General features: G+C 57.1%; 19 protein-coding genes. 12 read left to right on the top strand and 7 right to left on the bottom strand.

Annotation, left to right across the window (positions count from 1 at the left end):
* Positions 1 to 45 precede the first annotated feature (45 nt).
* From IEX44_RS17530 to IEX44_RS17540, 3 genes are all read right to left on the bottom strand, one after another.
* On the bottom strand, positions 46 to 423 hold the full coding sequence (locus IEX44_RS17530; RefSeq protein ID WP_188697102.1) for a hypothetical protein: 378 nt from the start codon (positions 421 to 423) through the stop codon (positions 46 to 48).
* Between the two features lie 119 nt (positions 424 to 542).
* The gene (gene murU, locus IEX44_RS17535) at positions 543 to 1,244 is read right to left on the bottom strand and encodes an N-acetylmuramate alpha-1-phosphate uridylyltransferase MurU (protein ID WP_188697105.1); all 702 of its coding nucleotides are present in this window, start codon (positions 1,242 to 1,244) and stop codon (positions 543 to 545) included.
* 100 nt (positions 1,245 to 1,344) lie between these two features.
* On the bottom strand, positions 1,345 to 2,376 hold the full coding sequence (locus tag IEX44_RS17540) for an aminoglycoside phosphotransferase family protein (RefSeq protein ID WP_188697108.1): 1,032 nt from the start codon (positions 2,374 to 2,376) through the stop codon (positions 1,345 to 1,347).
* Between the two features lie 95 nt (positions 2,377 to 2,471).
* Here IEX44_RS17540 and IEX44_RS17545 point away from each other — a divergent pair, with 95 nt between their 5' ends.
* The 9 genes from IEX44_RS17545 to IEX44_RS17585 all read left to right on the top strand — a co-directional run bounded on the left by IEX44_RS17545 (position 2,472) and on the right by IEX44_RS17585 (position 12,169).
* Positions 2,472 to 4,613: an LPS-assembly protein LptD gene (locus IEX44_RS17545; RefSeq protein WP_188697111.1), complete on the top strand. Its 2,142-nt coding sequence runs from the start codon at positions 2,472 to 2,474 to the stop codon at positions 4,611 to 4,613.
* Positions 4,614 to 4,621: 8 nt separating this feature from the next.
* Positions 4,622 to 5,914 (top strand): peptidylprolyl isomerase, encoded by a 1,293-nt coding sequence (locus tag IEX44_RS17550; protein ID WP_188697114.1) that lies wholly within the window; start codon positions 4,622 to 4,624, stop codon positions 5,912 to 5,914.
* A gap of 22 nt (positions 5,915 to 5,936) precedes the next feature.
* Positions 5,937 to 6,935, top strand: coding sequence for a 4-hydroxythreonine-4-phosphate dehydrogenase PdxA (pdxA, locus tag IEX44_RS17555; RefSeq protein WP_188697116.1), 999 nt, complete (start codon positions 5,937 to 5,939; stop codon positions 6,933 to 6,935).
* A 91-nt stretch (positions 6,936 to 7,026) separates the two neighbouring features.
* A complete protein-coding gene (gene rsmA / locus IEX44_RS17560; RefSeq protein WP_188697118.1) occupies positions 7,027 to 7,833 on the top strand; it encodes a 16S rRNA (adenine(1518)-N(6)/adenine(1519)-N(6))-dimethyltransferase RsmA in 807 nt (268 codons plus the stop codon).
* A 133-nt stretch (positions 7,834 to 7,966) separates the two neighbouring features.
* Positions 7,967 to 8,707, top strand: a complete 741-nt coding sequence (locus IEX44_RS17565) for an amino acid ABC transporter ATP-binding protein (protein WP_188697526.1) — start codon at positions 7,967 to 7,969, stop codon at positions 8,705 to 8,707.
* Positions 8,708 to 8,921: 214 nt separating this feature from the next.
* Positions 8,922 to 9,824, top strand: coding sequence for a glutamate/aspartate ABC transporter substrate-binding protein (locus tag IEX44_RS17570; RefSeq protein WP_188697120.1), 903 nt, complete (start codon positions 8,922 to 8,924; stop codon positions 9,822 to 9,824).
* A gap of 203 nt (positions 9,825 to 10,027) precedes the next feature.
* Positions 10,028 to 10,774 (top strand): amino acid ABC transporter permease, encoded by a 747-nt coding sequence (locus IEX44_RS17575; protein WP_188697123.1) that lies wholly within the window; start codon positions 10,028 to 10,030, stop codon positions 10,772 to 10,774.
* 1 nt (position 10,775) lies between these two features.
* Entirely contained in the window at positions 10,776 to 11,444 is a 669-nt protein-coding gene (locus IEX44_RS17580; RefSeq protein WP_188697126.1) for an amino acid ABC transporter permease, read from the top strand.
* Entirely contained in the window at positions 11,441 to 12,169 is a 729-nt protein-coding gene (locus IEX44_RS17585; RefSeq protein WP_188697130.1) for an amino acid ABC transporter ATP-binding protein, read from the top strand. The genes IEX44_RS17580 and IEX44_RS17585 overlap by 4 nt, the downstream gene beginning before the upstream one ends.
* Positions 12,170 to 12,257: 88 nt before the next feature.
* On the opposite strand, the gene IEX44_RS17590 is transcribed toward IEX44_RS17585, so the two are convergent.
* The gene (locus IEX44_RS17590) at positions 12,258 to 12,773 is read right to left on the bottom strand and encodes a Spy/CpxP family protein refolding chaperone (RefSeq protein ID WP_188697132.1); all 516 of its coding nucleotides are present in this window, start codon (positions 12,771 to 12,773) and stop codon (positions 12,258 to 12,260) included.
* 158 nt (positions 12,774 to 12,931) lie between these two features.
* On the bottom strand, positions 12,932 to 13,270 hold the full coding sequence (locus IEX44_RS17595; protein ID WP_188697134.1) for a hypothetical protein: 339 nt from the start codon (positions 13,268 to 13,270) through the stop codon (positions 12,932 to 12,934).
* A gap of 314 nt (positions 13,271 to 13,584) precedes the next feature.
* On the opposite strand from IEX44_RS17595, the gene IEX44_RS17600 reads away from it, so the two are divergent.
* Both IEX44_RS17600 and IEX44_RS17605 read left to right on the top strand, forming a co-directional pair.
* Positions 13,585 to 14,277, top strand: a complete 693-nt coding sequence (locus tag IEX44_RS17600; protein WP_188697529.1) for a response regulator transcription factor — start codon at positions 13,585 to 13,587, stop codon at positions 14,275 to 14,277.
* 80 nt (positions 14,278 to 14,357) lie between these two features.
* Positions 14,358 to 15,767, top strand: coding sequence for an ATP-binding protein (locus IEX44_RS17605; protein ID WP_188697136.1), 1,410 nt, complete (start codon positions 14,358 to 14,360; stop codon positions 15,765 to 15,767).
* A 4-nt stretch (positions 15,768 to 15,771) separates the two neighbouring features.
* Here IEX44_RS17605 and IEX44_RS17610 read toward each other — a convergent pair whose 3' ends face one another.
* The gene (locus tag IEX44_RS17610) at positions 15,772 to 16,044 is read right to left on the bottom strand and encodes a hypothetical protein (protein WP_188697138.1); all 273 of its coding nucleotides are present in this window, start codon (positions 16,042 to 16,044) and stop codon (positions 15,772 to 15,774) included.
* Positions 16,045 to 16,091: 47 nt separating this feature from the next.
* Positions 16,092 to 17,414 carry a deoxyguanosinetriphosphate triphosphohydrolase gene (locus tag IEX44_RS17615; protein WP_188697140.1) on the bottom strand — a complete coding sequence of 441 codons (1,323 nt, stop codon included), beginning with the start codon at positions 17,412 to 17,414 and terminating at the stop codon, positions 16,092 to 16,094.
* A gap of 300 nt (positions 17,415 to 17,714) precedes the next feature.
* Between IEX44_RS17615 and IEX44_RS17620 the strand changes: the two genes are divergently transcribed.
* Positions 17,715 to 18,803, top strand: a complete 1,089-nt coding sequence (locus IEX44_RS17620) for an ABC transporter ATP-binding protein (protein WP_188697142.1) — start codon at positions 17,715 to 17,717, stop codon at positions 18,801 to 18,803.
* Positions 18,804 to 18,808: the final 5 nt, after the last annotated feature.

Below are 18,808 nucleotides of genomic sequence, written 5' to 3' on the forward strand. Positions count from 1 at the left end.
CGCGGGCAAAGGCCAACGCGCTGTTGATTGAGTCACACACGCGGGTCAGGCACTGGTATTGAGTACGCTACCCGGTGCATACGGTAGCGTTTCCGACTGGCCATTCGAACCTGGAATGATGATGTTGAGGTTGTTGCTGCTGCCTGGCTGGATGGTCCAGGTGGTACTACCCGTGGTTTGCGCCGATTGATCTGCGGCCACCGCCATATAAATCTTCATGCTGGTTTCCGCCGTTTTACCCAGATACAGCGTGCTGGCAATGTCTTTTTGCGTATCGGTGAGTTGATTGCGCGTTTGACTGGTACTGTTGGCGTCCGCAGGCAGTTGCGTCGGGCTGTTGGTGTCCGCCGGTAATTGCGTCGCGCTGCGGGACTGTTGCAATGACTGCAGGCTACTCGCCTGGGTTACTGAGCCGACTTGCATGACACACCTCCACCTGAAGCATTTGATAGCCATCAGAATACCAATGGCATTTAAGCATGCTAAGTGAATAATGCTGAGGAAAATCAGGCAGTTTTACCGACGGCCTGTCAATTTCGCACTTACTGGCCTGTGATGCGCACCAGGTCATTGGCGGCAGCCAGTCGTTCCACCGTACCGACATCCAGCCACTGGCCAGAAAACACCTCAGCCGTCATTTGTTTTGCATGCATGGCCTGCAGAAAATGCGGCAACAACGGGGATGGCGCATTGCGCGGTACATCGGCAAAAAACGCCGGGGAATACGCCGCGATGCCGGCAAAGGTCATCGGCACATCACCCGGTTCACTGACTTTGGCAAAACCCTGTGCATCCACGGCCAGATCGCGTCCGGTCGGGTAATCGGCTTTGGGCATCAGGACCAGGTGGCCGGTCTGCTGCGGATTACGTGCCATGGCAGCCAGCGCCGGTTGTAAACGACGAAAGTCGTAGTCCGTAAAAATGTCGCCATTGACGACCAGAAATGGCGCGTCACCGAGTAGCGGCAAGGCGTGGGCAATGCCGCCAGCAGTTTCCAGCGCGGAGGTTTCTGCCGAGTACTGAATATGCACGCCCCACTGGCTGCCATCACCCAACCGCGCTTCAACCAGATGCCCAAGCCAGGCATGGTTAATCACGAGACGGGTGACGCCAGCAGCGGCCAAGCGTTCGATATGCCAGGCAATCAGCGGCTTGCCGCCTACTTCCAGCAAGGGTTTAGGGCAGGTGTCAGTCAGCGGCCGCATGCGCTCGCCGCGCCCGGCCGCCAGGATCATTGCGTGCATAGTGTGTAGACAGTGAGGGTCAAGGTGAGGAGTAAAATCCGGGGCTTCGGCAGGCGATCGTGCAGGTGCACTTCACGCCTCCCCTTTACGCCTCACAGGTTTAGAACGTAAAGCCGCTATCGATTTTTTCGCCCTGCGCGTTGAGCAGAATACGGTAGAGACCAGTCAATTCATCGTATCGCTGGCAGACTTTGCGCATGTAGCCGAGCACGCGCGGCAGATCGTTCAAATAGCGGTCTTTGCCGTCGCGCAGGTGCAAACGCGCGAACAAACCCAGCACCTTCAGGTGGCGCTGCAAACCCTGCCACTCAAACGCTTTGTAGAAGTCCCCGAAGTCTGCGTTGACCGGCACGCCTGCGGCACGGGCCTTTTCCCAGTAGCGAATGACCAGATCAAGCACAAAACCTTCATCCCACTCGACATAGGCATCACGGAACAGGCTGACGACGTCATAACAGAGCGGACCTTTGACGGCGTCCTGGAAGTCGATCACATAAAGATCATCGTTTTTGACCATCAGATTGCGCGAGTGATAGTCGCGCAACATGAAGCCCATGGGCTGCGACATGCACTGCGCCACGATCAACGCCGTGGTGCGCTCCCACGTCTGGAGCGCTTTGCCTTCAAGCTCTGCCCCCAGATATTTGCCCAGATACCACTCGCGGCCGATTTCCATCTCGCGACGCAAGAAACTGGCATCGAACGCGGGCAGATGGTCAAACGCCATGTGCTTCTGAATATCTACGAGGGTATCAATCGCACGCAGATACCAGGCTTTGGCAGCCGCTTCGCCGCTCAAGAGATCGGCCAGCAAGATATCACCCAGATCATCCAGCAAGGTCAGGCCCAAGGCTTCGTCATGGGCAATCACGGCGGGGACGTGAATACCGCCTGCGGCCAGTTGTTGCTGGATCGCCAGAAACGGCTGCACGTTGAACGCCTGTGGATCAGCGTCCATGACGATCAGTGTGCGATCAGGCCAGGTGGCGCGCCAGTACACGCGCACGCTAGCGTCCGAGCCGCCAGGCTTGAGGGTTTGCGGCTCTGTCAGCGTGACAGCTCTGAGCCAGGATTTGATTTGATCAGCGCGCTCCGGTGTTCCGGGCGCAGCAATGTGAACGGTTTGCTGCATGATAGGGACTGCATTGCGGTAGAATCCGGCAATTCTATCAGCACGTCGCCCCGGCCCGCATGTTTGCCACTCCTCCCTTTCGCTGCTCAGTCCTGATGTTTGCGCTGTTTGGCGCGCTAGCACACGCTGCTGATGACACTTCGACACAAGACGTGCCCGTCTCGATTGAGGCCGATCACGTCGAAGGCCAGCAACCGGATAACGCCAAAGCCACAGGCGATGTGCAGATCACCAAGGGTGACGAGTACTACTACGCCGACTGGGCCACTTACGATCAAGCCAACCAGCACCTGAAAGCCGGCGACAACGTGCGCATGGAGCATCAGGGCGATGTCATGAAGGGTCACGAACTCGACTACTACATGGATCGCAAGGAAGGCTCGATGAGCGATCCGGACTACCAGATCGCCCAGGGACTGGGTCGCGGCGATGCTGTCAACTTGCTGTTTGAAGGTGACAAGCAATATCACTTGCAAAAAAGCCGGTTCACCACTTGCCCGGTAGGCAACGATGACTGGTTTATCCACGCCAACAATATGTGGCTGGACTACAACACGAACAAAGGCGAGGCGACCAACGCCTGGATCACGTTCTACGACACGCCGATCCTGTACATGCCTTACATCAATTTCCCGTTGAGTGACGCGCGACAGTCCGGTTTCCTGGCTCCTGCGCTGGCGTTGAACAACCGGAACGGTCTTGATCTGACCATCCCGTATTACTGGAATATCGCACCCAATATGGATGCCACCTTCTACCCGCGCTATTTCAGCCGCCGTGGTCTGATGGTCGGCGCCGAGTTCCGTTATCTGGAACCGAGCTACAACGGCATCCTGCGCACAGACGCGCTGCAGGACAAAGAAGCCGACATGACGCGCTACGATATTTTCTGGAAACACTCACAAAACCTGACCGATCGCCTGCATTTGACGCTGGATATCGAAAAGGTCTCGGACGACAACTACTTCAACGATTTTGGCGACCGTGCTGCGGTCGCATCGCAGACTAACCTGCCGCGTCAGGGGGTACTGAGCTACGGCGGAGATGGCTGGACTACCTCAATCGACTGGTTGCATTACCAGACGCTACAAAGCACGGTTAATCCGATTGCTATTCCGTATGCGTTGTCGCCGCAGATTGATTTCTCTACCGCGCCAACGTTCATGGACGGCCGGATCCAGACCAATGTCCAGGCGGAGTTCACCAACTTTACGCATCCGAGCGAAACCAACGGGTACCGCACCTGGGTTTATCCCAGCGTATCGGTGCCTTTCCTGACCTCGTACAGCTTTATTACGCCAAAGATCGGCGTGCATGCCACCAACTATCAGTTATCCACGGCTGAGGGCGACAGCATGGGTAGCGAAAACCGTGTCCTGCCGATCATGAGCCTGGACAGCGGGCTGGTGTTCGAACGCGATCTGGACATCCAGGGTGACAGCTTCACGCAGACGCTGGAACCACGTGCGTACTATTTGTATATCCCGTACAAAAATCAGTCCAATCTGCCCAATTTTGATTCGGCACAAACGGACTTCTCGTACTCGCAGATGTTCTCCGAAAACCGCTACACCGGTAACGATCGCATCAACGATGCCAATCAGATTACCGTTGCACTGACCTCACGGATTTTTGAGTCTGATACGGGTATCGAACGCCTGAACGCCACCATCGGCCAGCGTTTTTATTTCCAGAGTCCGCGCGTATCACTGGATGACAGCGTCCTGCCCGACAGCACCAAATCGGACCTGCTGGTCTCGCTGGGTGGCGAAATCATTCGCAAGCTCAATGCGCAGTATGAGATCCAGTACAACATGCAGGATCACACCGCCTCGTACAACTCGCTCAATTTGTCCTGGCGACCAGACGTCGCCAAGGTGCTGAACCTGCGTTACATCTACAGCACGTATACAGCGCCCCTGACCAAACAGATCGACCTTTCCGGCCAATGGCCCATGGGCGCGGGCTGGTATGGCATTGGTCACGTCAACTATTCCCTGATCAAGTCGGACCCGAACCGTTTTCTGGATACGCTGGCCGGGGTTGAATACAATGCGGGCTGCTGGGCGCTTCGCCTCGCGGCGCAGCGTTATGTGACGACTGACGGCGGCACCAGCAACACGTACTATGTCCTGCTTCAACTGGGCGCGCTGGGCGGGCTGGGCACCAACCCGACTTCTGCGCTGCGGACAGCTATTCCGGGTTATTCCGACATTTCTGGTAGTTCTAACAAGTGATCGACTTTATGAAGCTGAGCTCTTTTTTCGCGCTGGTTGCACTGGTGTTTTCCGTTGCAGCACCGGTGTCCCGCGCGGTCGAGGTCCAGACCGTGGACCGCATCGTGGCTGTGGTCAATCACGACGTCATTACGGCTAATGAACTTTCTGCCCGTGTCGCCCAGGTCAAACAGAATCTGAAACAACAGAACATTCCGGAGCCGCCGGCCGACATCCTGCAACGTCAGGTGCTCGAACGCATGGTCAACGAACAAGTGCAAGTGCAGTTTGCGGCCTCCACGGGCATGAAAGTCGACGACGCCCAACTGGATCAGGCCACGGCGGCACTGGCCAAACAGAACAAGATGAGCGTACCGGAGTTCCGTTCTGCGCTGGCGAGCCAAGGCATCCCCTGGGTCCAGTTCCGCAAGGAAATCCGCACCGAGATGATCCTGCAACGCCTGCGTCAGCGCGAAGTAGATAACCGTGTCGTGGTGACCGATGCCGAGGTCAACGAATACCTGAAGCTCAACGCCAACAAGCCGCAGATGGACTATCGTCTGGCGCACATCCAGATTTCCGTGCCGGAAAACGCCACGCCCGATGAGGTGCAGGCCCGCCGCGCGAAGATCGTTGCAGCCCGCCAGGCCGTTAATTCCGGCCAGGACTTCGGCACGGTCGCCGCACAATATTCCACGGCTAAAGATGCCACCGAAGGCGGTCAGCTGGGCTGGTATGCCTCAGGTAGCCTGCCGGAGCAGATGGTCGCCCTGTTGCAACAAATGCAACCAGGCCAGTTGACTGACATCATTCGCAGCCCGGCTGGCTTTGAGCTCGTCAAGCTGATGGAAGTCCGCAAGCAGGAAAACCATCAGGTTGTGCAGCAAACCCATGTGCGCCACATCCTCGTCCGCCCGACCGAACTTATTTCTGAAAGCGAAGCCAAGGCCAAGCTCAACCAGATCCGCGACCGCATTTTGCAAGGCGCCAAGTTTGAAGACATGGCTCGCGCCTTCTCTGAAGACGGTAGCGCCAGTAAGGGTGGCGATCTGGGCTGGATTAACCCGGGTGAAACCGTCCCTGAGTTTGAACAGGTCATGAACGCGCTGAAACCAGACGAACTGAGTCAGGTTGTTCACACCCAGTTTGGTTACCACCTCATCCAGGTGATTGAGCGCCGTGATCAAGATGTGACCGCAGATCGTGAACGTTCCTCGGTGCGTAACGAACTGCGTAAACGCAAGGCCGATGAACAGTATGAAAACTGGGCTCGCCAGCTGCGTGATAGCGCATATGTCGAGATGCGCCTGAAAGACGAATAACCCTGCAGGACCAAAGTCACGCATGTCTAATCTGCCCCGCATTGCAGTCACCAGTGGCGAGCCCGCCGGCATAGGCCCGGAATTGCTCGCCGCGCTGGGGCAGATGAACCTGCCTGCACAACTGGTGCTGCTGGGCGATAACGACTTGCTGCAAGCACGTGCGGCATGTGTTGGCAGCGAGGGTCACTGGCCTGCCTACACGCCAGATGAGAATGCGCCGGTTTCCGTTTTGCATGTCCCCGTAGCCACCCCCGTGACTGCCGGCAAGCTCGACACCCGCAATGCACAGCATGTGCTTGATCTGCTGGATCGTGCCGTCGATGGCTGTATGGCTGGCGAGTTCGCCGCCATCGTCACCGCGCCGTTGCACAAAGGGGTGATCAACGAAGGGCAAACCAGCCAAAGCGGCAGGTTCTTCTATGGACATACCGAATATCTGGCTGAGCGCACCCACACACCCCGCGTGGTGATGATGCTGACCTGCGAACAAATGCGCGTGGCACTCGCCACCACGCATCTGCCGCTCAAAGAGGTCCCCGCCGCCATCACAGAACAAACGCTGACTGAAACACTGCGCATTCTGCACGCCGATCTCAAACACAAGTTTGGTATTGCCGTGCCGCGCATTCTGGTGGCGGGCCTGAACCCGCACGCGGGTGAATCAGGCCATTTGGGTCACGAAGAAATCGACATCATTATCCCCACGCTGGAAAAACTGCGTGCCGAAGGCATGATGTTGATCGGTCCGCTACCCGCCGACACCCTCTTCAACCCCGCCCAATTGCAACGCGGGGATGCCGTGCTGGCCATGTATCACGATCAGGGTCTGCCTGTACTCAAGTTCGCCAGTTTTGGTAGTGGTATCAATGTCACGCTCGGTCTACCCATTATCAGAACGTCGGTCGATCACGGCACGGCACTGGATCTGGCAGGCACCGGCAAAGCTGACGTGGGCAGCCTCGTCGCCGCGACGCAACTAGCCATTGAACTGGCACACGCAAAAGACCGGGCTGCCGCATAATCTCTTCAGCGTGTACCCCGCGCATGCTGGTCGTTCCAGCCATGCAGGAGCGGATATCCGCCTTTTTCAAGCTTTCAGGTAAACACATCGCATGGGCCACATTCCACGCAAACGCTTTGGGCAGAACTTTCTGCAAGACCAGGGCGTGATTTACGACATCGTCAACTGCATTGATCCCAAACCAGGTGAGCCTGTCGTGGAAATCGGCCCGGGTCTGGCCGCCCTGACCGAGCCCCTGATGGCGCGCGCCGGTCATTTGCATGTGGTGGAAATTGACCGGGACATCGTGAGCCACCTGCAGCAGCGGTTCAAGCCAGAACAACTGACCATTCACAATGTGGATGCGCTGCAGTTCGACTTTGGCGCACTGGCCCGCGAGATCGCGCCGGGTTCACGCATTCGCGTGGCCGGCAACCTGCCCTACAACATCTCCACGCCACTATTATTTCATCTGGCTGAATTTGGCGACGCCATTGCCGACATGCATTTCATGCTGCAAAAAGAAGTCGTCGAACGTATTGCTGCAGAACCGGGCACTGCCGACTACGGGCGTTTGTCGATCATGCTGCAAGTGCGCTTTGCCACCGAATACATGCTGGATGTGCCACCAACGGCTTTCTATCCGCCCCCCAAGGTGGACTCCGCAGTCATCCGCATGATTCCGTGGCCAACGCCACCATGGCCGGTCGATGACATGGCCACGCTGGAGAAACTGGTACAAACCGCATTTGCCGCACGCCGTAAAACCTTGCGCAACAACCTGCGGGGAGTCGTTGATGACGCTCAACTGATCGCGCTTGATCTTGATCCGGCACAGCGCCCGGAACAAATCACCGTTGAACAATACGTGCGCCTGGCCAACTGGCTTTTTGCCCAGCGCAAAGAGGCCGGTGCGTAAGCGATAACCCGCGTGGTCAAAGCATCTGGATTGTCGTAAATTCAGTCACTCACAGCCATGAACCGGCCAGCGTTTCCGGCCAATAGAACTCAATACCAACCGGGCATCGCCAATGAATGCTGAAGACAGCACCATGATTCGCTTCAACCAGGTCAACAAGTGGTATGGCCGCGATCACCATGTGCTCAAGAACATCAGCCTGGAAGTGAAAAAAGGCGAAGTAGTCGTGGTCTGCGGTCCGTCGGGTTCTGGCAAATCCACCCTGATCCGTACCATCAACCAACTGGAAGCCATCAATGATGGCGAAATCTGGGTAGATGGCGTTCAGGTCAATAGTCCGAAAACAGATATCAATCGTTTGCGCGAAGAAGTCGGGTTCGTGTTCCAGCACTTCAATCTCTACCCGCACTTGTCGGTGCTGGAGAACATCACGCTGGCGCCGATTCGTGTTCGCAAAATGAGCAAGAGCGATGCCAACCAGCGTGCGACAGAATTGCTGGAACGCGTTGGTCTGGCCAACAAACGTGATGCCTACCCCAGCCAGTTGTCCGGTGGCCAGCAGCAGCGGGTCGCCATCGCCCGCGGCCTGGCCATGCAGCCCAAAGTCATGTTGTTTGATGAACCAACGAGCGCGCTGGACCCGGAAATGATCGGTGAAGTGCTCAAAGTCATGCAGGGACTGGCTGAGTCGGGCATGACCATGATGGTCGTCACGCACGAAATGGGCTTTGCGCGAGAAGTTGCAGACCGTGTCATTTTCCTTGATCACGGCGAGATGCTCGAACAAGGTGCACCAGAGACTTTCTTCCAGCACCCGGAACACGAGCGTACCCGCCAGTTCCTGCGGCAGATCCTGGCCCCCATGCACGGTTAAGGTGCACATACGCACTTCCCCAGGGCCGGCCGACCCCCGGCCCTTCTGGTTTTTATTAGTAAAATCCGCAAGTTGCAGCTATATCAAGACCAAAAGAAACTGTGTCCGTGAGCCGCAACATCACCCCTTGGATTCAGGGATATCACCAAGGGCAATTGAAACAATGCGTCCCTATACTGCCGTCATAACCCGTCACAGTCCGTGGAGAAGAAAAATGTTCAAACTTGTGCCCGCCGCGCTTGCTATTGCTGCTCTCTGTAGCATGTCCCTCGCTCACGCTGAAGAACTGTCCGGCACCCTGAAAAAGGTCAAGGAAAGCGGCGAGATCGTTGTCGGTGTCCGTGATTCTTCCATCCCGTTTGCGTACTACGACAACCAGCAAAAGCCGGTTGGTTACGCCATGGATCTGGCTGCAAAGATTGTCGACAACGTCAAAAAAACGTTGAACATGCCAAACCTGAACGTGCGTTATAACCTCGTGACGTCCCAGACCCGTATCCCGCTGGTCACCAACGGCACGGTCGACTTTGAATGTGGCTCCACCACCAACAATATTGAACGCCAGAAGCAGGTTGCTTTCTCGGTGGGCATGTTTGAAATTGGCACCCGTATCCTCGTGAGCAAGAAGTCCGGCATCAAGGACTTCTCAGACCTCACCGGCAAGAATGTGGTGACCACTGCCGGCACGACCTCTGAGCGTTTGCTCAAGGCCATGAATGTCGACAAAAAGATGAACATGAACATCATCAGCGCCAAGGATCATGGCGAATCCTTCCTGATGCTTGAATCTGGCCGCGCCGTGGCCTTCATGATGGATGATGCACTGCTGGCTGGCGAAATGGCCAAGGCCAAGGCACCGTCTGACTGGACTATCGTTGGCAAGCCGCAATCGTACGAAATCTATGGTTGCTCTATGCGCAAGGAAGATCCGCAGTTCAAGAAGGTGGTGGATGACGCACTGAAGGCCACCTACAAGTCCGGTGAAATCAACAAGATTTACACCAAGTGGTTCCAGCAACCCATCCCGCCCAAGGGTTTGAACCTGAACTTCCAGATGAGCGATGAACTCAAGCAACTGATTGCCAACCCGACGGACAAGTCGGCGGAGCAGATGTAATCGCTGCACTCCCACATAAAGGGGGCGAATTGCCCCCTTTTTTGTCATAAAGAAACCAGTACGCACCGCGGGGCCTGAGACATACTCAGGCCCCTTGCACGGACAAGGGCGACTGATCAAAACCGGCGTAGCAACACGGGCTAATCTGAAGCGAATAGCTCACCGGTTGCGGTGAATCGCTCAGCGTACAAGGGGGACACAACATGCATTACCACTGGGACTGGGGCGTCTTTTTCAAGCCCACTGGTGTCGGCAGCGAAATCTATCTGAACTGGTTTGTTTCCGGTTTGATGATGACGCTGGGCGTGGCACTGTCAGCGTGGGTGATCGCGCTTATTCTGGGTACGGTGCTAGGCGTTATGCGAACTGTGCCGGGCAAGATCGTGTCGCGCATTGCCGGTGCTTATGTCGATCTGTTCCGCAACGTGCCGCTGCTCGTGCAATTGTTTGTCTGGTACTACGTCATACCCGACTGGCTGCCGGACAATCTCTCTAACTGGCTCAAACAGGATATCTCGCCTGTCACCAACGCCTTTATCACAGTGACAGTCTGCCTGGGCCTGTTCACCGCTGCACGCGTCTGTGAACAAGTCCGTACCGGCATTCAGGCCTTGCCCAAAGGGCAAACCAATGCGGCGCTGGCTTTGGGTCTGGCACTGCCGCAAGTTTATCGCCAGGTGCTGCTGCCACAGGCCTTCCGGATCATCATTCCGCCGCTCACTTCCGAGTTCCTGAACATCATCAAGAACTCTTCCGTGGCATCGCTCGTCGCCTTGCCAGAGTTGTTGGCACAAACCAAGCAACTGGTGGACTTCACGGCCAACCAGTTTGAAGCGTACACACTGGGCACACTGATTTACTTTGTCGTGAACATGCTCTTGATGTTCTTCATGCGCTGGGTTGAAAAGCGTCTGCGCGTGCCGGGCCTGATCGCATTGGGAGGCAAATAAGATGCTGCATTTTTCTGATTTGCAAGGCTCTCTGCCCGGCCTGTGGGAGGGTATGAAAGTCACGCTGCAGATGCTGATCATGGCCGTTGTTGGCGGCATGTTCCTCGGCACGTTGCTGGCGCTGGCACGCCTGTCGCACAACAAAGTGCTGGCCGCCATTGGTGGCGCGTATGTCACCTACTTCCGCTCGATCCCGCTGTTGATGGTGATCTCCTGGTTCTACTTTGCCGTACCGTTGATCATTGGCTGGGTCACCGGCACCAACCGCCCGATTGGCGCGTTCACCTCGTGCCTGGTGGCTTTCACCATGTTTGAGGCCGCGTACTACGCCGAAATCGTGCGGGCGGGGATCCAGTCCATCTCTCGCGGGCAAATGAACGCCGCCTATGCCTTGGGCATGACCTATGGCCAGACCATGCGCCTTGTCGTGTTGCCCCAGGCATTCCGCAAGATGACCCCGCTGCTGCTGCAGCAGTCGATCATCCTGTTCCAGGATACGTCGCTGGTCTATGCAGTGGGCGTGCTCGACTTCTTTAACGTCGCCTATTCCAAAGGCAACATCACCGGTGAGTTGCAGCAGTACATCCTGCTGGCCGGTGCCGTGTATTTCGTGATCAGCTTCAGCGCTTCGCGCCTGGTGAAGCGTCTGCAAAAAAGGATGACCGTATGATCTCCATCAAGAACGTCAGCAAGTGGTATGGCGACTTCCAGGTGCTGACCGATTGCTCCACCGAAGTGCAAAAAGGTGAGGTCGTAGTGGTGTGCGGCCCGTCGGGCTCTGGCAAATCTACGCTGATCAAATGTGTGAATGGCCTGGAGAGCTTCCAGCAAGGCACGATCACGGTCGATGGTATTTCGGTGGGCGACCCGAAAACCAACCTGCCCAAGCTACGCAGCCGCGTGGGTATGGTGTTCCAGCACTTTGAACTGTTCCCGCATCTGACCATTACCGAGAACCTGGCCCTGGCCCAGACCAAAGTCTTGGGTCGCAACAAAGACGCTGCTATCGAAAAAGGCTTGAAGCTGCTGGATCGCGTGGGCCTGAAAGCGCATGCGCACAAGCATCCGGGGCAGTTGTCTGGTGGTCAGCAACAGCGTGTTGCCATTGCCCGCGCGCTGGCCATGGACCCGATCGCCATGCTGTTCGATGAGCCGACTTCCGCGCTGGATCCGGAAATGATCAACGAAGTACTGGATGTCATGGTTGAACTGGCCAAAGAGGGGATGACCATGATGTGCGTGACCCACGAAATGGGCTTTGCCCGCAAAGTGGCAAACCGTGTGATCTTCATGGATCGCGGCCAAATCATTGAAGATGCCAACAAAGACGAGTTCTTCGGCAGCCCGCGCTCCGAGCGCGCCCAAGCGTTTTTGTCCAAGATTCTGGCGCACTGATCCCAGGTTCGTTCCAAAGAAAAAGCCACGGCAAACGCCGTGGCTTTTTTTGTACCCAGGAGCCTGAGCGGGCGCCCTGGTTTACTGCTTACTGTTGGGGTGCATCACCCTTCTGGTCATGCTTGGCGCGCCATTGTTCCATCTTGGCTTCGCGCTCTTTCATTTTGGCCTGCAGTTGTTGCTGCTGAGCCGGGGTCAGCACTGCATAGAGCTGATGCTGGAACTTGATGCGGGCAGCATGGGCAGCAACCATTTGCTGGGCGTCAGCCTGCGCCAGTTGGTCTGCCTTGGCATCGCTGTAATCTGGCGAGAACAGCAGTGCCTGTTCTTGCTGGTGCGAAGCGCGCATGGCGTCCATTTCCTGCTTCATGTTCTGGCGGTTGGCTTGCATCAATTGCTTGACCTGGGCCTTTTGCGCATCAGTCAGATTCAGATCTTTGAAGAAGAAACCATCATGCGGGCCATGAGGACCACCACGCATATGATGGCCCGGAGGCGGAGGCGGGTTGCCGCCGGCAGCATCATCAGCAAAGGCAGCAGTCATGGCACCACCCAGCGCCATAGCGGCTACAACAGCAGTCAGCAGATTACGAGTCTTGAACATGGTTTGCTCCTTTGTACACGACTTGGTTTTATCGGGTCTGGCAGAGGTCTGCCGGCGATGTTTGCATTATCCGGCGCCTCTTTGTTAAGCGGTGTTAATCGATTGAAAAGGTGAAGTAAAGTTAAGTATCAGCCCTTTTCAACCGGGGTTTTACGGTATCAACCGCGATGATCGCGCTGGCCGTTATGCCAGCCGTTATCGTGATGATTGTCCCAATGCGCTGGCACTGGACGGTAGTAAACCGGACGCGGCGCCACATACACCGGACGCGGTGCGTAGTAGACAGGGCGCGGTGCAACGTAGACCGGACGGGGTGCGACCACCACCGGCACGGCCGGGGCGACGTAAACCGGAGCTGGGGCGACCATAACGGGTGCGACCGCTACCGGCAGCCCCAGACCGATGCTGACCGATACATGCCCACCGGCCATGGCAGGCGCGGCGGCGAAGCCAGCAGCGACTACGGCAGCGCCAATCAGGTATTTGATCTTCAACATGGTGATCTCCAAAAAAGTGGAATCGCCGTTTACGGCCGGCGGGGCGGTGTGCCTTGCCGTTGCCGTGTGGCGTGATTCCACTATGCTCGGCCCATTGGTAAAGGTGGGTTATCAAAGTGCAAAGATTGCGTAAAGCGAGCCCCTCCAGGCTGGTTTATGGGGGCTAATTCGGCGAAGATGTGAACCGGATCACGTGAGATTCAATACGGCGAACATATTGATCCGGCTGCGTTTATTCTCTCGGGCCAGGTTTGGACAAGAGAACGGAAAACCCGTCGGGCCGTCGTAACGAAGAAAAGAAGCTAAGGGAAAACATCATGCGTATTTTGCTGGTGGACGATGACACCGAGCTCTGCACCATGCTCAAAGAATATCTCGGCACCGAAGGATTCGAAGCCGATGCCGTGCACGATGGCGAAGCTGGCGTCGCGGCCGCCTTGTCAGGCAAGTACGCCATCATGGTGCTCGACGTCATGATGCCGCGCATGGGTGGCATTGAAACATTGCGGCAAATCCGTGAAAAAAGCCGGATTCCCGTGATCATGCTGACCGCCAAGGGCGATGATATCGACCGCATTATTGGCCTTGAACTCGGTGCGGACGATTACGTGCCCAAGCCCTGTCAGCCGCGCGAGCTGGTAGCCCGTCTGCGTGCAATTTTGCGCCGCACCGGCAGCGCAGAAGCCCCGGAAGAAGACCCGAATATCCCGCTGGTTTCTGGCCGGCTTCATCTGCACCCGGCTTACCGGCGCGCTGAGCTGGATGGCCAGACACTGGATCTGACCAGCTCCGAATTCAACTTGCTGGAAATGCTGCTGCGTGCGCAAGGCAAAGTACTGAACAAGAATGAACTGTGCGAGCAAGCGCTGGGCCGCCCGTTTACCCGATATGACCGTAGCGTGGACGTACACATGAGCAATCTGCGGCAAAAACTGGGCAATTACCCGGACGGCCGGACGCCAATCCAGACCGTGCGCGGGATTGGTTATCAATGGCAAACCGAATAAAGGCAAACCGGCCAAACGCTGGCAACACGACCTTAACTGGCGTGGTCCAGGGCCCGTCTCCCTCTTCTCTCCGAGTCTGAATGAAAATGCCCAAAGGTCGTCTGTTCTGGAAAATCCTGATCGGATTCTGGCTCACGCTCACTTGCGTGTTCTTTGGCGTCGCCGCCATTTTCGCGATTTACGACGAGCAACGTGCGGGCATGCAAGACGCACTGGCAACGAATCCACGCATGTCCGTGCTGACTACATCGACCGCCAGCGTATTGCACTATGGCGGCATCGAAGCCCTGCGTGAGGTGTCCCGCAGCTGGCCACGGTTTGCCAAGTCCAACTTGCTGGCGGTGGATGACGATGGCAAGGATGTATTTGGCCGTCCAGTACCCGCACGCGCGTTGGCCATGGCACACGATTATCTGAAGAACACACCGCGCCCGGCTGAAGGTGAGCCCGATCAGAGCATGCCCAGTGTGTTGCAAACACAAACGCCAGATCACCGTAACCTGATGATTTTTGCGGTGCTCGACGAAAACATGGTGCGCCGTACCCCGCCACGCCAGTGGTTGCCGCCGCAACTGCTGTGGCTAGGCGCCTTCGGTAGCCTGATTTTCAGCGCCCTGCTAGCCTGGTATCTGACTCGGCCCATCCGGCTGTTGCAACGCGCCTTCGATCGCGTCGCCAATGGTGATCTGGACGAACGCATCGCACCGCGCATGGGTCGGCGCCGTGACGAAATTGCTGATCTTGGGCATGACTTTGACCGGATGGCGGAACGCCTCAAACAGCTGGTGCATTCACAACGCCAGTTGCTGCACGATGTTTCGCACGAACTGCGCTCGCCGCTGGCACGTTTGCAGGTGTCCGTCGGGCTGGCACGCAAACAGCCAGATAATCTGATGACCAGCCTGGACCGCATTGAACGTGAATCAAAGCGCCTGGATGAACTGGTGGGTGAGTTGCTGACCCTGTCACGGCTGGAAGTCGCCGGGACGGGCGATCCTGATCACTACTTCGACATGATCGAATTACTGGACACCATCGTCGCCGACGCGCGCTTTGAAGCTGAAAACGCGGGGGTAGACATTGCCCTGACGATGGACCCGGCACTGGATAATCAGGAAGCCATTTTGCGTGGCCGTGCAGAACCGCTCTACCGGGCCGTGGAAAACGTGGTACGTAACGCGCTCAAATACTCCCGCCCCGGTCAGCGTATTGATATGGCAGTCCACCTTGCTGAGGCAGGCCACACGCTAGAGATCAGCGTCGCCGATCAAGGCCCCGGTGCGCCGGAGGATCAACTTGGATTGATGTTCCAGCCCTTTGTGCAACTCGATGGCGAGAACCGCCAACCGGGTTATGGGCTCGGTCTGGCCATTGCCCAGCGCGCGGTTCAAGCACACGGCGGCACCATTATCGCGACCAATCGACCAGAGGGCGGCCTTGCCATGATCATCCGTCTGCCCCTGCAAGCCGGGCTGACTGCGGCCGCCTGATTGTTCAAGGGGTCGCTACCGGCTCCGTAACATGGACAGTTGCGGTTTGGGCTGGCGCGGCGGCGGGTGCCGCTGTCGCCTTGTCGATCGCCCAGCTTGCGCCGTTCACGCCCGCCTTGCCGACATCCCACGCGACACCTGCAGTGGTCGTGGCGACATTCACCGTGGTGGCCGCGACATTGACAGCCGCCGCCCCCACCGCGACCGTGGTCGTCACCACGCTACAACCTGAGAAAACCGTGGCCATCAGTGCGATGGCCAGTAACTGCAATTTCATTTTTTGCTCATTGATATTGTTGTTCTGGTGGGAGAGATCCGGACGCGCTACCGCCCCATACCGCCGACCTGCTGCGCGAGATAGGTCGCGTAGTTGTCCGTCATGCCGCCGATGAAATCGAGCACACGCCGGTAGGTCTGATAGATCGGCCATTCCTTTTTCGGGGCGTTGTATTCCATCAGATCCAGAATGCGCTTCATCCGGAACGGCAACTCTGGCGAGATCTTCAGCTGGTAAGCGGCGTTGCAGAATGCATCAAGCAGGATATCGAGACAAGTGAAGGAGCCAACCTCAATTTCCACCTTGCGACGAGCGTTGAAAATCCGGTCACGGGCGAGCTGTTTGGATTCAGCAATACCATGGCGCACGCTGGCCGGGCAGTCGTTGATCAGATCGCCTTGATAACCGCCATCCATCAAGCGTGGATAAACCTTGATGAATGCTTCGGCGACCTCTTGCACGCAACGGCCAATCGCCTTGCCGCGCAACAACGAGATCTTGCGCCGGGTCGAAGGTGCGGCGGCGACTTCCAGCCGCAACAATTCATGATCGCCCCCGCAAATTTTCAGCAAGATGGGTTCGACCACCTCATAAGGCAGCATGCCAATCTCAATGCCGTCTTCCAGATCCAGAATGGCGTAGCAAATGTCATCCGCCGCTTCCATCAGGTAAGAGAGTGGATGCCGCGCCCATTTACCCGGTGCAAGCAACGGCAGACCAAGCGTGTGCGCCACTTCTTCCAGCAACGACTGCTCAGACTGGTAACAACTGAACTTGCCTTTCTCCCCGGCATGTTCGCTTGTCCAGGGGTATTTGAGGGTCGCGCCCAGCGTAGCGAACGTTAGCCGCATGCCGCCCTCAAAACGATGGTTTTCCAGTTGGGTCACCACCCGGAACCCCTGCGCATTGCCTTCAAACGTTTGCAGATCACGGCGCTCACCCGCCGTCAGATTCTGCAGCAGGTAGGCGTGCTCATCACGGCGAAACCAGTCACGGATCGCGTATTCACCGGCATGCCCAAACGGTGGATTGCCTATGTCATGGGCCAGGCAAGACGCCTGGATAATCGCCCCCAGGTCGTAGGGAGAAATATGTCCGGGCAGTTTGTCTTTCAGCTTCTCGCCAACCAGGATGCCCAGGCTGCGACCGACACAGCCGACCTCGATGGAGTGTGTTAATCGGGTGTGAACGTGGTCATTCTCGGTTAACGGGTGTACTTGGGTTTTGCGCCCAAGCCGGCGAAACGGGGAGGAAAACACGATGCGATCGTGATCCTTGTGAAAATCGCTGCGCGAGAATTCCGCATCGTGCGCGGGCAGGCGTGAGGCGCCCAGCCGATCGGCGGTCAGGAGGCGGTTCCAGTCCATCATGATCAGGTTTTCCAGGGGTAATCCGTGACAACAACAGAAGATCGGCCAACCTCAGCCGCAAGGGGTTCATCATACCGTGCGAGGCCGCTGGCCGCGCGGGTTGTGGCGTTTCGGGCGGCCTTCTGACGTGCGGTCTGATAACCCCTTTCTGCAGGGATTGTTGCAAGTCAATGAATTGGCACGAATTTCAATTTCAGGTATTCAGCAATTAGCAGCAACAAATACATATTAAACAAAAACTTGTGCCCCTTTTGGTCGCATCCTGGGTAAAATGGCCGCCGTTTTTTTCCGGGAAAGATCATGGCACTGCTTGAGATTCGGGACGTGGTTAAACGCTTCGGCGATTTCACCGCCGTCAACCATGTCAGCCTGAGTGTTGAGGCGGGCGAATTCTTTACCCTGCTGGGCCCGTCGGGCTGCGGCAAAACCACGCTGCTGCGTATGCTGGCCGGGTTTGAAGAACCCGATGAAGGCCAGTTACTGCTGGATGGCCAGCCGCTTAACGGTGTGCCGCCAGAAAAACGCCCTGTCCACACGGTTTTCCAGAGCTACGCGCTGTTCCCGCACATGACGGTCGAACACAATGTCGCGTTCCCGCTCAAGATGGCCAAAGTACCCGCAGAGCAGATCAAGGCGCGCGTTGCCGAAGTGCTGGAAGACGTCCGCCTGACCCAGTTTGCGCGCCGCTTTCCGCATGAGCTCTCCGGTGGCCAGCGCCAGCGTGTCGCTATTGCCCGCGCCCTGGTGAACCGCCCGCGTGTGCTGCTGCTGGATGAACCGCTTTCTGCGCTGGATGCCAAATTGCGCGAGCAAATGCAGCTGGAGCTGATCAACCTGCAAAAAGAAGTGGGCATCACGTTTATCTACGTGACGCACGACCAGGGCGAAGCACTGGCGCTGTCACACCGTATTGCCGTGATGAGTCAGGGCAAGGTCGAGCAACTGGACGCCCCCGAGAACATCTACAGCTACCCGAAGAGCCGCTTTGTGGCGGACTTTATCGGCCAGTGCAATTTGCTGGATGCCACGATTACCGAGATTGCGGCAGACCGGATGAAGGTCGAGATCGCTGGCGTGGGCATTGCCGAAGTGCTGCCGGTGGCCGGCGCCGCCGTCGGCCAGCAAGGCACGCTGACGCTGCGGCCAGAAAAAATCAAACTGGGCGCGACACTACCGGCCGATGTGCCCGACGAAATCCACTTCAAGGGCAAGGTGCATGATTGCTTGTATCTGGGCGACGTGACTGTATATATCGTCGAGCTGGAAAACGGTACGCGCATTGAAACCATGCTGCCTAACGCTGCACCAGGCCGCGCACGTTTCTTCGATGACAACGATCAGGTTGAACTGGCATGGCGTTTTGATGCCGGCCACTTCCTGCTGGCTTGAGGACC

Origin of the sequence: Silvimonas amylolytica (genome assembly GCF_014645555.1) — a bacterium.
Taxonomy (GTDB): Bacteria; Pseudomonadota; Gammaproteobacteria; order Burkholderiales; family Chitinibacteraceae; genus Silvimonas; species Silvimonas amylolytica.

Bases quoted from the DNA above. Each gene is read 5' to 3' on its own strand.
- IEX44_RS17615 (WP_188697140.1), bottom strand. From the start codon at position 17,414: ATGATGGACTGGAACCGCCTCCTGACCGCCGATCGGCTGGGCGCCTCA.
- IEX44_RS17595 (WP_188697134.1), bottom strand. From the start codon at position 13,270: ATGTTGAAGATCAAATACCTGATTGGCGCTGCCGTAGTCGCTGCTGGC.
- IEX44_RS17620 (WP_188697142.1), top strand. From the start codon at position 17,715: ATGGCACTGCTTGAGATTCGGGACGTGGTTAAACGCTTCGGCGATTTC.
- rsmA (WP_188697118.1), top strand. From the start codon at position 7,027: ATGGGCCACATTCCACGCAAACGCTTTGGGCAGAACTTTCTGCAAGAC.
- IEX44_RS17565 (WP_188697526.1), top strand. From the start codon at position 7,967: ATGATTCGCTTCAACCAGGTCAACAAGTGGTATGGCCGCGATCACCAT.
- IEX44_RS17585 (WP_188697130.1), top strand. From the start codon at position 11,441: ATGATCTCCATCAAGAACGTCAGCAAGTGGTATGGCGACTTCCAGGTG.
- murU (WP_188697105.1), bottom strand. From the start codon at position 1,244: ATGCACGCAATGATCCTGGCGGCCGGGCGCGGCGAGCGCATGCGGCCG.
- IEX44_RS17550 (WP_188697114.1), top strand. From the start codon at position 4,622: ATGAAGCTGAGCTCTTTTTTCGCGCTGGTTGCACTGGTGTTTTCCGTT.
- IEX44_RS17570 (WP_188697120.1), top strand. From the start codon at position 8,922: ATGTTCAAACTTGTGCCCGCCGCGCTTGCTATTGCTGCTCTCTGTAGC.
- IEX44_RS17530 (WP_188697102.1), bottom strand. From the start codon at position 423: ATGCAAGTCGGCTCAGTAACCCAGGCGAGTAGCCTGCAGTCATTGCAA.
- IEX44_RS17610 (WP_188697138.1), bottom strand. From the start codon at position 16,044: ATGAAATTGCAGTTACTGGCCATCGCACTGATGGCCACGGTTTTCTCA.
- IEX44_RS17605 (WP_188697136.1), top strand. From the start codon at position 14,358: ATGAAAATGCCCAAAGGTCGTCTGTTCTGGAAAATCCTGATCGGATTC.
- IEX44_RS17575 (WP_188697123.1), top strand. From the start codon at position 10,028: ATGCATTACCACTGGGACTGGGGCGTCTTTTTCAAGCCCACTGGTGTC.
- IEX44_RS17540 (WP_188697108.1), bottom strand. From the start codon at position 2,376: ATGCAGCAAACCGTTCACATTGCTGCGCCCGGAACACCGGAGCGCGCT.
- IEX44_RS17590 (WP_188697132.1), bottom strand. From the start codon at position 12,773: ATGTTCAAGACTCGTAATCTGCTGACTGCTGTTGTAGCCGCTATGGCG.
- IEX44_RS17580 (WP_188697126.1), top strand. From the start codon at position 10,776: ATGCTGCATTTTTCTGATTTGCAAGGCTCTCTGCCCGGCCTGTGGGAG.
- IEX44_RS17545 (WP_188697111.1), top strand. From the start codon at position 2,472: ATGTTTGCGCTGTTTGGCGCGCTAGCACACGCTGCTGATGACACTTCG.
- pdxA (WP_188697116.1), top strand. From the start codon at position 5,937: ATGTCTAATCTGCCCCGCATTGCAGTCACCAGTGGCGAGCCCGCCGGC.